The 14,731-nt window shown below is 44.4% G+C and carries 15 protein-coding genes; 2 read left to right on the top strand and 13 right to left on the bottom strand.

From position 1 onward, the window contains the following. Positions 1–3: 3 nt before the first annotated feature. The 6 genes from phoU to B5G00_RS04885 all read right to left on the bottom strand — a co-directional run bounded on the left by phoU (position 4) and on the right by B5G00_RS04885 (position 5,231). A complete protein-coding gene (gene phoU / locus B5G00_RS04910) occupies positions 4–660 on the bottom strand; it encodes a phosphate signaling complex protein PhoU (protein ID WP_087269394.1) in 657 nt (218 codons plus the stop codon). Further along, positions 660–1,415 (bottom strand): phosphate ABC transporter ATP-binding protein PstB, encoded by a 756-nt coding sequence (gene pstB, locus B5G00_RS04905; protein ID WP_087269392.1) that lies wholly within the window; start codon positions 1,413–1,415, stop codon positions 660–662. The genes phoU and pstB overlap by 1 nt, the downstream gene beginning before the upstream one ends. Positions 1,416–1,424: 9 nt before the next feature. Then, on the bottom strand, positions 1,425–2,303 hold the full coding sequence (pstA, locus tag B5G00_RS04900) for a phosphate ABC transporter permease PstA (protein WP_087269389.1): 879 nt from the start codon (positions 2,301–2,303) through the stop codon (positions 1,425–1,427). Continuing rightward, the gene (pstC, locus tag B5G00_RS04895) at positions 2,296–3,168 is read right to left on the bottom strand and encodes a phosphate ABC transporter permease subunit PstC (RefSeq protein ID WP_087269386.1); all 873 of its coding nucleotides are present in this window, start codon (positions 3,166–3,168) and stop codon (positions 2,296–2,298) included. Before pstC ends, pstA begins: the two co-directional genes overlap by 8 nt. A gap of 37 nt (positions 3,169–3,205) precedes the next feature. Continuing rightward, a complete protein-coding gene (locus B5G00_RS04890) occupies positions 3,206–4,135 on the bottom strand; it encodes a substrate-binding domain-containing protein (protein WP_087269383.1) in 930 nt (309 codons plus the stop codon). 175 nt (positions 4,136–4,310) lie between these two features. Next, a complete protein-coding gene (locus tag B5G00_RS04885; RefSeq protein ID WP_087269380.1) occupies positions 4,311–5,231 on the bottom strand; it encodes an AraC family transcriptional regulator in 921 nt (306 codons plus the stop codon). 137 nt (positions 5,232–5,368) lie between these two features. On the opposite strand from B5G00_RS04885, the gene B5G00_RS04880 reads away from it, so the two are divergent. Next, positions 5,369–6,088 (top strand): YczE/YyaS/YitT family protein, encoded by a 720-nt coding sequence (locus B5G00_RS04880; protein ID WP_087269377.1) that lies wholly within the window; start codon positions 5,369–5,371, stop codon positions 6,086–6,088. A 15-nt stretch (positions 6,089–6,103) separates the two neighbouring features. On the opposite strand, the gene B5G00_RS04875 is transcribed toward B5G00_RS04880, so the two are convergent. The 7 genes from B5G00_RS04875 to B5G00_RS04845 all read right to left on the bottom strand — a co-directional run bounded on the left by B5G00_RS04875 (position 6,104) and on the right by B5G00_RS04845 (position 13,676). Continuing rightward, entirely contained in the window at positions 6,104–6,874 is a 771-nt protein-coding gene (locus B5G00_RS04875; RefSeq protein ID WP_087269374.1) for a sugar phosphate isomerase/epimerase family protein, read from the bottom strand. A 99-nt stretch (positions 6,875–6,973) separates the two neighbouring features. Beyond that, entirely contained in the window at positions 6,974–8,599 is a 1,626-nt protein-coding gene (locus B5G00_RS04870) for an alpha-galactosidase (RefSeq protein ID WP_087269371.1), read from the bottom strand. A gap of 16 nt (positions 8,600–8,615) precedes the next feature. Then, positions 8,616–9,938: an alpha-glucosidase/alpha-galactosidase gene (locus B5G00_RS04865; RefSeq protein ID WP_087269368.1), complete on the bottom strand. Its 1,323-nt coding sequence runs from the start codon at positions 9,936–9,938 to the stop codon at positions 8,616–8,618. Positions 9,939–10,113: 175 nt separating this feature from the next. Next, positions 10,114–10,545: a helix-turn-helix transcriptional regulator gene (locus B5G00_RS04860; protein ID WP_162613483.1), complete on the bottom strand. Its 432-nt coding sequence runs from the start codon at positions 10,543–10,545 to the stop codon at positions 10,114–10,116. Positions 10,546–10,576: 31 nt separating this feature from the next. Next, a complete protein-coding gene (locus B5G00_RS04855; RefSeq protein ID WP_087269362.1) occupies positions 10,577–11,515 on the bottom strand; it encodes a carbohydrate ABC transporter permease in 939 nt (312 codons plus the stop codon). Positions 11,516–11,529: 14 nt separating this feature from the next. After that, positions 11,530–12,432 (bottom strand): carbohydrate ABC transporter permease, encoded by a 903-nt coding sequence (locus tag B5G00_RS04850; RefSeq protein ID WP_087269359.1) that lies wholly within the window; start codon positions 12,430–12,432, stop codon positions 11,530–11,532. A gap of 86 nt (positions 12,433–12,518) precedes the next feature. Further along, complete coding sequence (locus B5G00_RS04845) at positions 12,519–13,676, bottom strand: ABC transporter substrate-binding protein (RefSeq protein ID WP_087269356.1); 1,158 nt, start codon at positions 13,674–13,676, stop codon at positions 12,519–12,521. 405 nt (positions 13,677–14,081) lie between these two features. Here B5G00_RS04845 and B5G00_RS04840 point away from each other — a divergent pair, with 405 nt between their 5' ends. Next, positions 14,082–14,702 (top strand): YesL family protein, encoded by a 621-nt coding sequence (locus B5G00_RS04840; RefSeq protein WP_087269352.1) that lies wholly within the window; start codon positions 14,082–14,084, stop codon positions 14,700–14,702. Positions 14,703–14,731 lie beyond the last annotated feature (29 nt).

Genomic DNA, 14,731 nt, shown 5'->3' with positions numbered 1-14,731 from the left:
CCTCTACTCCTGTCCAAGAGCCTCATGTACCCCTGTTATGGAATATTCCACCCACTGGGCAATATTCTCTGCATGGTCACCGATACGCTCTAAATATTTTGCGATCATAATCAGGTCAATATAGTATTCAGCGTTCTTAGCATCCTTCTGCATAAGTTCAGGAAGTTCTCCTTTTACTTTAAGGAACAGATTATCTACAATATCGTCAGATTTCACTACTTCTTTGGCAGCCTCTAAATCTCTCTTTACAAAAGAATCTATACTTCCGGTTACCATCTTGATAGCAGCTTCTGCCATCTCCCCGATATGAATCTTATGAGCAATCTCCTGTACTTTCACAAACTCTGCCATATTCGCGATATCCTGGGCCTGGTCTCCGATTCTTTCCATATCTGAGATCATCTTTAAAGCAGAAGAAATATTCCGCAGATCTGTTGCCACTGGCTGCTGCTGAAGGAGAAGGCGCATACAGAGAGTTTCAATATCTCTCTCCTTCTGATTGATCTCTTCTTCTATAATATCCACATCTTTAATGCTGGCATTTGTATTCTCTTCCATAAGAAGATCTACCGCTTTGCGGATCCCTCTCTCACAGAGAGAACCCATCTTAATCAGTTCCAGATTTAATTCTTCAAGCTGCTGGTCGAATCTTGGTCTCATCAGCCAAACCTCCCTGTAATATATTCCTCAGTTTTCTTATTCTTCGGCATAGAGAAGATCTGCTCAGTCTCACCGTATTCAATAACTTCTCCAAGAAGGAAGAATGCGGTCTTGTCAGAAATTCTGGCTGCCTGCTGCATATTATGAGTAACCATGACAATAGTATAATTCTTCTTTAACTCTACTGCAAGTTCCTCGATCTTAGAAGTAGAAATCGGGTCAAGAGCGGAAGTAGGCTCGTCCATAAGAAGGACTTCCGGTTCTACGGCCAGAGCTCTGGCGATGCAGAGACGCTGCTGCTGTCCGCCGGACATTCCCAGAGCGCTTAATTTCAGTCTGTCTTTTACTTCATCCCAGATGGCTGCGCCTCTTAAAGAACGCTCTACGATATCATCCAGTTTTACTTTAGAACGGATGCCGTGGGTTCTGGGTCCGTAAGCAATGTTATCATAGATGCTCATGGGGAAAGGATTAGGCTTCTGGAATACCATACCTACTCTTTTTCTCAGAAGGTTTACATTCATATTACCATAAATATCCTCTCCGTCCAGAAGAATCTGTCCGGTGATCTTGCATCCCTCTACCAGGTCGTTCATACGGTTCAGGGATTTTAACAGGGTTGATTTACCACATCCGGAAGGACCGATAAATGCTGTGATCTCATTTGCCTGGATTTCCAGGTTAATATTTTTTAAAGCTTTGAAAGCTCCGTTATCATAATAAAGATCCAAATTAGAAATTGAAAATTTACTCATGTTCCTTAATTATCCTTTCTTTATCATCTTGGCCACTCTTCCGGATACCCAGTTAATAAAGAGTACCACGATCAGAAGCACTACTGCTGTGGCATAGGCTGCATCAATATGAAGTCCCTCACTTGCCAGAGTATACATGTGTACGGAAAGTGTTCTTGTAGAAGACATAACGCTCTTTGGCATTTCTGCAACAGTACCGGCTGTATACATCAAAGCTGCCGTCTCACCTACGATACGTCCGATAGCCAGGATAACACCGGAAAGAATACCAGGTACAGCGGAAGGAAGGATTACCACAAAAATTGTCCGCAGTCTTCCGGCTCCCAGACCGAAGCTGGCTTCACGATACATATCCGGCACTGCCAGCAGAGCTTCCTCTGTGGTCCTCATGATAACTGGAAGGACCATAATAGCCAGGGTAAAGGCGCCTGCCAGCATGGAATAGCCCCACTTCAGTGCAGTTACAAAGAACAGCATACCGAAAAGTCCATATACGATAGAAGGAATACCTGTCAGGGTTTCAGCAGTCACACGGACAACGCTTACCAGTTTGTTGCCCTTTTTCGCATACTCTACCAGGTATACAGCTGCCAGGATTCCCAGAGGTCCTGCGATCACCAGAGACAGCAGGGTCATACCAACGGTATTGATAATCGAAGGCAGCATAGAAACATTGTCTGAATTATACTCCAGCTGGAATAAGCTGGGTTTCAGGTTCGGGATTCCCATAACCAGAATATATCCGATAATAAATACTAAAGTCAAGAAAGTGATCAGTGCAGCAAGTCCCACCAGCACGGCAAGGATCAGAGAGCCGGGATTGCTGGAATAAGATTTGATACGCTGCTTTGTAGTCTGCACATTAATTGGTCTTATTGCCTCATCCATTTGCGCTCCTCCTCTTCACCAGTGAGAATAACAGGTTAATGATCAGAATAAATACAAAGAGTACAACCGCTGTAGCGATCAGGGCCTCTCTGTGAAGGTCTGTGGCATATCCCATCTCCATAACGATATTAGAAGTCAGGGTACGGACGCCTTCAAAAATTCCCTTTGGCATACGTGGCTGGTTTCCGGCGATCATGATAACTGCCATGGTCTCGCCGATAGCTCTTCCGATTCCCAGAATGATCCCGGCCATGATACCTGATTTTGCTGCAGGTACGATGGTGCAGAACACACTTCTCTCATGGGTGGCCCCCAGAGCCAGAGAACCTTCATAATAGCTGTCTGGCACCGCACGGATAGAAGATTCGCCCACGCTGATGATAGTAGGAAGGATCATGATCCCCAGCATTACGGAAGCTGTAAACATGCTGGATCCGTTTCCTCCGAATCCCAGAGTCTGTCCGAAGAAATTCCGGACAAAAGGTACCAGCACCACCATACCAAAGAAACCATATACAACTGAAGGAATACCTGCCAGCAGGTCAACTGCAGGCTTCATAAATCTGTAAATAGATTTTGGACAGAATCTTGCCATAAAAATAGCCGTCAGAAGTCCGATAGGAACACCGATGACGATGGCTCCTGCCGTTACATAAATACTTCCCAGAATAAAGGGAAGGATTCCATACAGATCATTTCCCGGTTTCCATGTCTCCCCCAGCAGAAAATTAAAAACTCCTATTTTGCCAATGGCAGGTACGCCATTGGCAAATAGGAATGCGCAAATCAAAATTACTGCCAGGATGGAAGCGCATGCACATACCAGAAACACATATTTCATAACTGTTTCTTTAACGTCTTTCATTGTACTTTGCTCCTACTCCTCTTTTTTCAGATTACGATTACTGAAGATCTTCCCAGTTTGTAACCTCACCTGTGTAAATCTGTTTTACCTGGTCAGATGTAATATCTGTCATGCTGTTTTCATTGTTTACGATAACTGCAATACCATCAATAGCAATCTGAGTTCCTGTAACGCCTTCAGATGTCTCTGTGTCTTTCAGCTCTCTGGAAGCCATACCGATGTCACAGATACCGCTGATAGTAGATTCTACACCAGTTGTAGAATCGCTTGTCTGGATCTCGATAGAAGCGTTTGGATTTACAGCTTCATATCCTTCTTTCAGTTTTTCCATTACAGGAGATACAGAAGAGGATCCTGCAACTACTACGCTGCCTTCCGGTGATGTTCCTGCATAAGCTTCTGCCGCATCATCTACAGGAATATAATCTTCTCCTACAATAGCCTGTCCGTCAGAGCTGAGGATATAATCAACAAAATCCTGAGCCACATCGCTGAGACCGTCACCTGTTACAATATTGAAAGGACGGGATACTTTGTATGTACCGTTCTTTACATTCTCAGCAGATGCTTCAGCTCCATCTACTTTCAGAGCTTTTACGCTGTCATCTAAGGAACCAAGGGAAATATAGCCGATAGCCTGAGGATCCTGAGCAACGCCTGTCATCATAACGGCGGTGCTGTTTGTTACCTGGGCGTCTACGGTAGTGTTATCTACTTTTTCCCCATCAGCATTCTCTTCCTCTACACCGAACAGTTCTACAAAAGCTCCTCTTGTACCGGAACCTTCCTCACGGGAAAGTACGGAAATTGTTCCGCTTGGTGCGGAAGCATCAGAACCGCTGTCAGAAGATGCGTTGTCTTCTGTTGTTGTACTGTCTGAACTGCTGCCTGAATCGTTTGAACCGCAGGCTGCCATGCTGAATACCATTGCTCCCATTAATACTGCTGCTAATACTTTCTTCTTCATTATTATACTCGCTCCTTGTGTTTGCTTTTTGCTTTCTTGATTTATTTTTGACAGGATTAAATATAAAGAAGTTTTGTAAAATCACCAATCTTCTTTCTGTTAAATGTATGTAAAATACAGATTTAACATTTCACATAAAGGGCTTTACATTCCGAGGCTCAGATTTAACATTTCCTTATTTTCCTTGATTTATACGTTGTTTTCTGTATTTTAATGGGGATACCCCATAATATTCCCGAAATTTTTTTCCAAAGTAGCTGGGCTGGCTGAAGCCGCTGCTGATACAGATCTCTGTGATGCTGCTGTCTGTATTGTGCAGCTTATAGGCAGCCTGAGAAAGTCGGTAGAAGGTCAGATATTCCAATGGCGTCTGACCTGTGATCTTCTGAAAGCAGCGGAAGCATTCTGTCCGGCTGATATTCACCTGTCGGGCCATATCTTCTATAGTAATATAGTCTCCATAATGGACTTCTATATACTTCAGTATTTTCTTGACTCTCTGCTCATACTTAGTGTCAGAAGCTTTCTCCGCATAGATCCCGCTGTCCGGTTTCTCCTGACGGGCCAGTATGGCCCAGGCTCTGCTGAGGGCATTCCGCACCATAAGCTCGCTGTCCCATTTTTCTTCTTTACAGAAAATATAAACTTGTTTCAGACACTCCAGAACCTCTTTCTGCCAGTCAGTCTCCAATCTTAACACACAGCCCTTAAAATCCGGATCTTCCGCCATGGGTTTAACATATTTCTGATAGAGCAGGCCCCGCTCCTCCCCGGAAATAAATTTGGGAGAAAATACAAAAGATACAGACCGTCCCCTGCAGTCACCACTATGGGTTCCGGCCATATGAAGGGCTCCGCAGTTTATAAAGATTCCCTCTCCTTTTTCCAGCACATACTGCTCTCCGTTGCTTCCGCACCGTATATTGCCTTCCAGCACCAGGAGAAACTCTGCCTCCTTATGCCAGTGCCATCCTTCCCCCTGAAGGGTTCTGTCCTCATTCATATAGCCCTGAAAAGGAAAATCTCTGGTGCCATGGACCTGAATCTCGAACATTGAATCATTTACAGAAAATTCCTCCGGCTTTATCAGAAGCATTTTCGTCTCCTCCTTTTGGTACGATTTTAATATTTTTTGAAAGTATTGTAATAGTTTTCTTTTTCTTTTTTCTTTACTCTATTCTAGCATGGATGTAAGCGGATTATAAATATTTTTGTATTTTGAGGGGAATTGTTATGTCAATGGAATTTACATCAGAGAAATTAAGACGTGTGGTGATGACTGTGGCGGGGGTCACTGCCAGCGGCGTGGCCGTAGGATTTTTCAACTATTCTGCCTTTGGTATGGATCCTTTCCAGGTCCTGGCCCACGGACTTTGGAACCTGACGCCAATCGGCTACGGAACTTTCTATACCATATTCAGCCTGCTGCTTTTCGTATTTACCCTGGTCATGGACCGTAAAAAGATTGGTCTGGGAACAGTGATCAATATGTTCCTTCTGGGATATATTACAGAGTTTTTTTCCTGGCTCTTTGCCACCCTGTTTCCAGGCGGAGGCTTTTTCTTCCGGCTCATTATGCTGCTGATCGGCATAACCATCATGTGTCTGGCCGCTTCTTTATATTTTACCGCCAATATGGGGGTATCCGTCTATGATGCCATAGCCCTGTGCCTGTCAGAACGTACCCCCATAAAATTCCAGTACTGCCGCATTGGCAGCGACGTTGTCTGTGTTGTGGTAGGATTTATCTTCGGGGCCCAGGTAGGTCTGGGAACGGTGATCACCATGTTTTTCACAGGGCCCCTGATCCATGTTTTCCAGGAGATACTGGCTATTCCTCTTATCCGTGGACGTAATCCGATCACCTACGGTTTCCGAAAGTTGTATCTCACCCTGAAGAAAGCCCTCCGGCAAAGGCGTATGAAACGCCGTATACAGAAAAACCTGCCATAGATCATGAGCAGTCATTCATATAAGCGCTGGTGACTTCCCGGACAGTTTCTGAAAGGTCTCCCAGGAAGTCAGCACGGCCTCTTTTGTTCCGCACTCTATGGTAAAGGTAAGAGGGCGTTTTTCCGAAAGAAGAAGGTTCAGTGTTCTTTCCAGGGAAATATTTCCCTGGCCCAGCGCCATATGTGAATCCTTATCCCCCAGATTATCATGTATATGCACATGGGAAATATGCTTTTTCATAGCCTTTGCCCATTCCTCAACCGGTCTTGGAGAATAGCAGTGGGCATGTCCTATATCCAGGCAAAAATCAAAATCGGGAGCGTCCACCTCCTCAATGGCTTCCAGGATCGGCTCCCACTCTCTGTCAAAAACATTCTCCAGGACTACTTTTAGCTCTTTTCTGTTTTCCAGAAACTCCTGATAAAACTCTGCCGTGCGCTGGGCCCAGCCTGTAAGAAGATAAATATCCGGGTGATAGCAGGTATGGTAAACGATTTTTTCTGCTCCCAGTTCTGCCGCCGCCTCGTATGCCTGTGCGTAGCGCAGCATAGTCGCCTGACGTATCCGTGAATCAAAGGTCATGGGATTCAGATCCAGAAACGGGCCATGGATGGTAAGATGTTCTGCCCCCATGGCCCTCAGTCTCCCTCTGTAGTCCAAAATATTCTCTTTCAGGTTATCCAGATTTTCCGCAATAGAAAAATCTATACTTTCTATTCCTGCTCCCGTTTGTTCCAGGACTTCTGCCATTTCTCTGTCAGGCAGAAGATGACTGACGTATATCATTTTGTTTCCTCTTTTCTCAAAATCATCATACCGTCATTATATCTTTCCTGCCTCTGTAAAGCAAGAAGCCCCGGATAAGTCCCCCCGCCCTTTTACCTATCAGGACAGAGGAATATAGGCAAAATACTTCAAAGTATTTCCCTTTGCGCAGGTTCCTGCCTCTTCGTACCAGTTGTACTCTATTTTTTCCCTACCATCTCCCCAGATTTCCGGGCAGTCTGTATACTCCCAGTCCAGGGGAATATAATGGGCTTCCTGTTCAGAGGCCTCCAGCATAATCTGATGAAGCTCTTCCTTCTCTTCTTCACTGAGCAGACCCGGCTTAGCCGATACAAACAAAGGCGTGCCAGATTTGGCCACAGCCTCTGCCCACTGGCGATTCAGGCTCCATGGAATATTTCCCATAATTCCCACGCAGTCTGCATCGATTTCATAGAAAGCTCCGTGCTGGGGCAGACAGAAGGCAAGGGTATTCACACCCATAACCCGGGTTCTCTCCCAGGTAATACCGCTGGTATCGTCTCCGCTCCTCTGCATATGCATCAGACCGGCTCCCAGATGACCTATGGTATTGCAGCCTAAGAGCAGTGTATCATATTTAGCTGCTGTCTCATAAATTTTTCCATACAGCAGTTTCACCACTTCCGCACTGGTCATTCCCTTATCATAAAAGCTCCATCCATCCTGGGTGGGATATGGATTCATCTCAAATCCCCATCTTCCGAAAATGTCGTAGGTGGAAAAATCATGCTTAATCAGGGTATAGCCCCATTTGCAGATGTTTTCTACATCTTCCTGGATATAGGCCAATGCCTCCGGATGGGAGGGGTCCAGGCATCCATTATGAGAAATTCTCCATTTTTCAGGGATTTTCTCATCTTCGTTCAGCAGCAGCCGTACCCAGATACCTGCCCTGGCTCCCTTTTCCTTTATCTTCTCTGCCAGCCCGGCCATATCCGGGAATTTTTCATTTCCCTTTCTCCAGGGGCCTCCATTATACTCATTCAGGCGATGATGCTCCTGCCAACAGTCGTCAATTACCATGTATGGAGGATTTTTTGCCCCTTTTGTCAGCTCCATAAGATATTCTGTATCCTGAAGGATTTCTTTCTCTGAGCTGTCCCCATAGGCATAATACCAGTTATTGCTTCCATATACAGGATAGGCCGGCAAGATGGGGTCCGTACACATCTCTCTGCAGAAAGCCTGGGCAGCCTGGAAAGAAGTACAGTCTTCTGCCTCCATACAGATAATTTCTGCAGCCTCCAGTTTTCTGCCATTTAATTCTACACCGACCCCGCCGCATCTGGTATCCAGAACCAGAGTAATGCCTCTGGTATCTGCCTGCCAGAAACACATGGCAGAAGGTCTTACCTTTACCCCATACCCTCTGGTTTTTTCCTGACAGGAGGCAAGAAAATACCAGGGCATAAAAGCTCTTCCGCTTATTCCTTTCCACTGAGCGTCTCCAAAAGTCCTTTCCCAGCTGCTTCCCAGAAGTCTGGAGCTTTTATCAAGAGGAGAGTTCCATCTCAGCTTTACGCTCCGTACTTTGGAATCCCGGGCTGTGATCGATACTTTCCGGCAGTTTACGCCCCCGGTAATCTCCACTGTCACATCCTGCCTCTGGACAGTTTCTCCTGTTCCCTTCAGTATACAGCTCCCCTCTTCTGTTTCTATTGTAATATAATGGGGAATCCCCAGATCAAAAAGCTTTTTCTTCATAGCCTACCTCTTTTTCTCAGCGATACATCTTCATATAATCCCCATGGGCTTCTATCAGTTCATCACACATCTTTACAATGTCATCAATGCTCAGTTCTGCCGCTGTATGAGGATCCAGCATAGCCGCCTGATAAATGGCCTCTTTTTTCTTTGTGCGGGCAGCCTCAATCGTCAGAAGCTGGGTATTAATATTTGTCATATTCATAGCTGCAAGCTGTACAGGAAGTTTTCCTACTCTGCAGGGAGTCACACCGCTGCCATCGATAAGGCAGGGAACCTCCACACAGGCATCAGAAGGAAGGTTCTCAATGAGACCTTTATTGATCACATTTCCTCCAATCTTATAAGGCTCATTTGTTACCATTGCTTCCATAATATAAGAAGCATATTCCCGGCTTCTCTCATGAGTGATCTCACCGTTATTGAGGATATTCTTTTTCTCCTCTTCCCATTCTGCTATCTGCTTAATACATCTTCTGGGGTATTCATCCAGAGGAATATTATACTGGTCAACCAGTTCCGGATATTTATTTTTAATAAAGAAAGGATTGTACTCAGCATTATGTTCGCTGGATTCTGTACAGTAATATCCCAGTCTCCGTATATACTCAAAACGTACCATATCCGTGTGCTTTTCATTTGCATTTTTTTCAGCAGCTCTTTTTCTGATTTCCGGATACAGATCCTTTCCTTCTTTGTCCTGGATTTTCAGCAGCCAGGCCATATGATTGATTCCTGCAATGGTCTCCACACGGCCTTCCAGTTTGTCTTCCATTCCCAGTTCTTCCAAAAGCGTCTTAGAGCAGACCTGTACACTATGGCACAGCCCTACAGTTTTCACTCCTGTATACCGCTGCATGTATCCTGAAAGGATACCCATAGGATTGGTATAATTTAAAAACCAGGCGTCAGGGCATGCCTCTTCCATATCTCTGGCAAAGCCTTCTAATACTGGAATGGTACGAAGGCCTCTCATAATGCCGCCGATACCCAGACTGTCTGCAATAGTCTGACGAAGACCATATTTTTTCGGAATTTCAAAGTCTGTAATGGTGCAGGGATCGTAACCCCCTACCTGGATGGCATTTACTACAAAATCCGCACCTTTTAATGCCTCTTTTCGGTTTTCCTCTCCCAGATAAGTTTTGATTTTGGCTCTGTTCTGATTTACGTTTTTGTTGATTGCACTCAGGATGACCTGGGAGTCCTCCAGTCTTTTTCCGTCAATGTCATACAATGCAATCTCACTGTCTCTCAATGCTTCAGAACACATACAATCTCCCAGCACATTTCTGGCAAACACCGTGCTGCCAGCTCCCATAAATGTAATTTTTGCCATTTTTTACCTCCTAATCCTGAGAATGAGTCATCGAAATGCTCATTCTCTTCCCTTTTGTTTTATGTAATTCATTATACCTTTGGGCCTTAGGGCTGTCTTTCTTATTTGTTTTTTTAAATTGTTATTTTGTTGTATTATTTTCTAATGTAAACTATGTGCCGCAGACAGTCTTCTCTTAAAAAATACCTGTCCGGGGAAATTCTCCTTTATGTACACATAATACCAGCTGTTCCTTGCTTTCGCGAAAAGCCTTTGGACTTGCACCGTAATACTGCTTGAATATTTTAGAAAATGCAAGCTGATCTCCGTATCCTACGGAAGCCGCCACATCATTGACGGACAGATCCGTCTTCTTCAAGAGTTCCGCCGCTTTTTCCATGCGCAGCAATATCAGATATTCCTGGTGTGAATAGCCTGTGGCTTTCTTAAAGCTGCTGGTCAGATAGCTCCTGTTCACTCCTATATGCGTAGCCATATCTGATATCCGTATTTTTTCGCTATAATGGTCATTGATATAGTCTATGGCATGCCGGACATAAAGTGTCCCCGGATACATCCGGACCATGCCAGGTGCATCCTTCATGTATTCTTCAACAAGCTCTGCCATAATCTCCATTAAACAGGCATTTCTTCTCAGTTCACATTTGTAGGTAAGCTGATGTTCTTCCAGAATCTTCTTTATAAGTTCCTGGATCTGTGAAAGGCAGGACAGCCGGCGTACAGGCTGTGTTAAAGAAAAACCTGCATTGTCCATACATGCTTTTGCTTTCACTCCGCAAAACCCCAGCCAGCTGGAAAATCAGATAGATCACGATCATCGGCAGACAGGAAATCAGGGATGCTGCCATCAGCTGAGGATAGTTGGCGGTATACTGACCCTGCATCTTTGCCAGAGCAGAGGAAAGAACCAGCATATCCTTATCTGTATTAATGATCATAGGCCACATCAGATCTTTAAATGCAAATACTGCCGTAAAGATACCCAGGGCAACCATAGCAGACCTTGTCAGAGGAGCCATAATAAACAGGAATGTCTGTCCGATATTACATCCATCCAGACGGGCGGCCTCTTCAAGATCTTTTGGAAGTCCCATATAGGACTGCCGCAGCAGGAAAGTACCGAAAGCGGTTACCAGACCTGGGAACACCAAAGCAAAAATAGTGTTTGTCATATTAATGCTGGAAATCATCAGGTACTGTGGAATAATGAAAATCTGTGCCGGAACCATCATCTGGAAAAGCACCAGAGCAAAGCAGATACCTTTTCCTTTGAAGTTCAGGCGTCCCAGTGCATATCCTGCAAGAGTAGCGGTCAGTACAGCGCATACAACTCTAAAGAAAATCATCAGAAGCGTATTCTTATACAGCAGGAAAAAATTCATATTAGTGACAACTTCTGTAAAGTTATCTGTGATCCACTCTGTAGGTAAAATCACAAAAGGATTTACCTGTGTAGACTCAGTAACTGTTTTGAAAGCGGTAAGGATCATCCAGATAAATGGTACCAGCATGGTGATAGAGGCCAGGATCAAAAAAATCTGGATAACTACCCGCATAGTTTTTTCTCTTGGTGTCATATCTAACCCCCCTCTTAGCTATAATAAACCCATTTCTTCTGGGCGATCATCTGGAATACCGTGAGGATCATAATAATTACCAGAAGGAATACTACGATAGTAGATCCGTATCCCATATCTCTCTCTACGAAGGAGGACTGGTAGAACAGATATACCAGAGACTGGGTCTTCTGAAGAGCAGGATTTCCGGCATCCATAACCATAAATATCAGATCAAATACCTGAAGGGCGCCGATAATACGGGTCACACATACAAAAAATATAGTGGGAGAAATCAGTGGAATCGTAATACTGAAAAACTGCCGCACACCAGACGCGCCGTCAATAGAAGCCGCCTCGTAATAATCACGGGGAACCTCCTGAAGTCCTGAGATAAAAAGTACCATATTGTATCCGATGATAGACCATACACCTATTACAGCGATAGCGTATATGGCAATATTGGGATCAGATACCCACTGAACCTTAACTCCGAAAATGTGATTGATAAGACCGAACTCGGAGTTAAACAGCCATCTCCAAACCATGGCAACTGCTGCCGGAGCACAGACCATAGGAAGGAAGAAGATCGTTCTATATGCAGACCTTCCTCTCATTTTCCGGTTCAGAAGAACGGCCAGAACCAGAGAAATGGCAATGGAGAACGGAACCTCAATAATCGCATATTTAAAGGTTGCAAGCAATGCATCCCAGGTTTCAGAATCCGATAACATCTTCACGTAGTTATCCACTCCGATAAAGATATCTCCCCGGCCAAAATCACCGGTCTTAAAGAAGCTTTGTTTGATAGTATTAATGATCGGGTAAATATTCAGTACGATCAAACCAATCATAGTGGGTAAAACGAACAGCCAGCCCCAGATATTCTCGCTGCGGGCCCGGGCAGTTCCTTTTACTTTCTGCTGCTTTCCTGCCATTTGGCTACCCCCTTACTGTGTGTCTTTGAAACGCAGGCAGACCTGCGGTCTGCCTGACAATTTTATTAACAGATTTTTGTTTGCCTTTATCCTGCGTTTTCTTCGTCCAGGGTCTCATTCATAGTTGCTGCGGCGTTCATGCAGGCCTCTTCCATAGTTACTTCCTGGGTCCAGCCTTTCTTCAGCTCTTCATTTACATCATTTTCCCAGGTAACAGTCTCTCTGGAGTATGGACGGATTACCATATCGTCCATCATATTCAGATATGCCTGAAGATTGAAATCTGCAGAAGCTGCCCAGCCAAGTCCGTTGTAGATAGAAACTCTCTTACCTGAAGCCGCATCTTTTGGAAGCTCTACACAATCACAATTCTGGGCAATATACTCGTTCTCCTTGAATGCAGAAAGCATCCAGGATCCCTGTGTAGCCATAGCCAGCGTGCCGGATCCCAGAAGAACATCTTCTGCTGACTCAGACATAGTCTGCTGACTTGGCATAATGCCTTCCTGAATCATCTTTTCAAAATACTGCATAGCTTTGATGGTATTCGGATCATCATATCCGGATGCCGTCTTGTCATCATTAATTACATAGCCGCCCATATCATAGATCAGATTGTAGTATCCGGCCTGATTATTAGTTGCAGAACAGCCGAATCCATATACGCCGTCTTTTGTCAGAGCTTTAGCAGCCTCATACAGATCGTCCCAGGCCCAGTCTGCAGTAGGATATGCAAGTCCCGCCTCGTCGAAGAGAGTCTTGTTGTACCACAGAGCAATTGTATCTACATCTTTGGGGATGGCATAATTTTTACCATCATATGTATACAGTTCTGTGATATCCTCCGGATACTTGGACATATCAATAGAATCGCTCTCTGCAATCCGGTCTGTAAGATCCAGCAGCATCTCATTAGACATATATCTCTCAGCCTCATTGGAATGCATCCAGAATACATCCGGCATAGAACCGCCCTGGGCGCCAGCAGATAACAGTGTCCAGTAATCATCCCAGGTAACAACCTGGATCTCAGCTTCAATACCTGTCTCTTCTGTAAAATCATTCAGTATTTCTGTCAGGCCCGGCTCCTGGTAGGTATCCCAGATCATAACGGAAAGAGAACCATCTCCACCGCCGGAGCCGCTGTCTCCACCGCTTTCACTGCCTCCGCCGCCTCCACAGGCACCTAATGATACAGCCATAGCTCCTGCCAATGACAATGCCATTACTTTTCTCAATTTCATAGTCACTTCCTCCTTTAATTAGTAATTTTGCACTTAAATCTTTGAACCTCAATGTATTTTTTATTATAATTGCATATAGAAAAATGATAAATGGCGTTATGTCTTAAATATATGTCATAATGTTGTTTTTTCGTTTAAGTGCATGGAAAACACCCTGAAATCGGCACCAACTATAGACAATTTCACAATATTTTTTGCTGTTTTTTCCTAGTTTTTTTATGTTTTTCTAATTTTTATCAAATTTTCCTCTTTCATTTTTACTGTTTTTCGTACTATTTTTTTGTATTTTCGTTATTTTTTTTAATTTTTCCATAGTAATTTCCTATATTCGATGTTACCCTTTACTACATGGCCCTCTGCTGTCAGAGCAGTACCAGAAAGCTTGCCATAGAAAGGAAAATTGACATGAATCTTTTTAATGAAGATAATTTTCTTAACATTGGATTAAATAAGATTGGAGATGTGGTCGTGTGCAATCTTCTCTTTGTGCTCTGCTCAATTCCAATTTTTACCATCGGCCCGGCGCTGACTGCTCTGTACCACTGTATGCTGCGCAGCGTCAAAGGAAATCTAAACGGAGCGGCCAGAACCTTTTTCCGCTCTTTTAAAGAAAATTTTTTCCAGTCACTGGCCGCCTGGCTGCTGTTTCTCCTTCTTCTGCTCATATTACTCCTGAATATCCGTTTCCTGTCCTTCCAGGGTACGGATATCTCTCAGGTCCTTCTTTATCTGTCCGAGGCCGCAGCGGTGTTCCTGGTGATCGGGGGACTTTATATCTTCCCGGTGATTGCCGCTTTCTCCAATACCCTGAAAAACCTGGTGAAAAATTCTTACATTTTTGCTTTCATGCATTTTCCCTCCACTCTGCTGCTGGCTGTGATTACGATCCTGCCCATGTTTATGACCTATCAGGATCTCAGCCTGCTGCCTCTATATGCGTGCTGCTGGTTTTTCTTCGGTTTCGGCCTGACCGCACTGATAAACTCTCATATTTTATACCGCTTCTTCAAAAAATATCTGGATTAGAAAAAGCCCTGTCCCGCAGTGTAACTCAT

The sequence above is a fragment of the Blautia sp. An46 genome (genome assembly GCF_002161645.1).
GTDB lineage: Bacteria > Bacillota > Clostridia > Lachnospirales > Lachnospiraceae > Blautia > Blautia ornithocaccae.
This window is presented reverse-complemented; position numbering and strand designations above follow the sequence as displayed.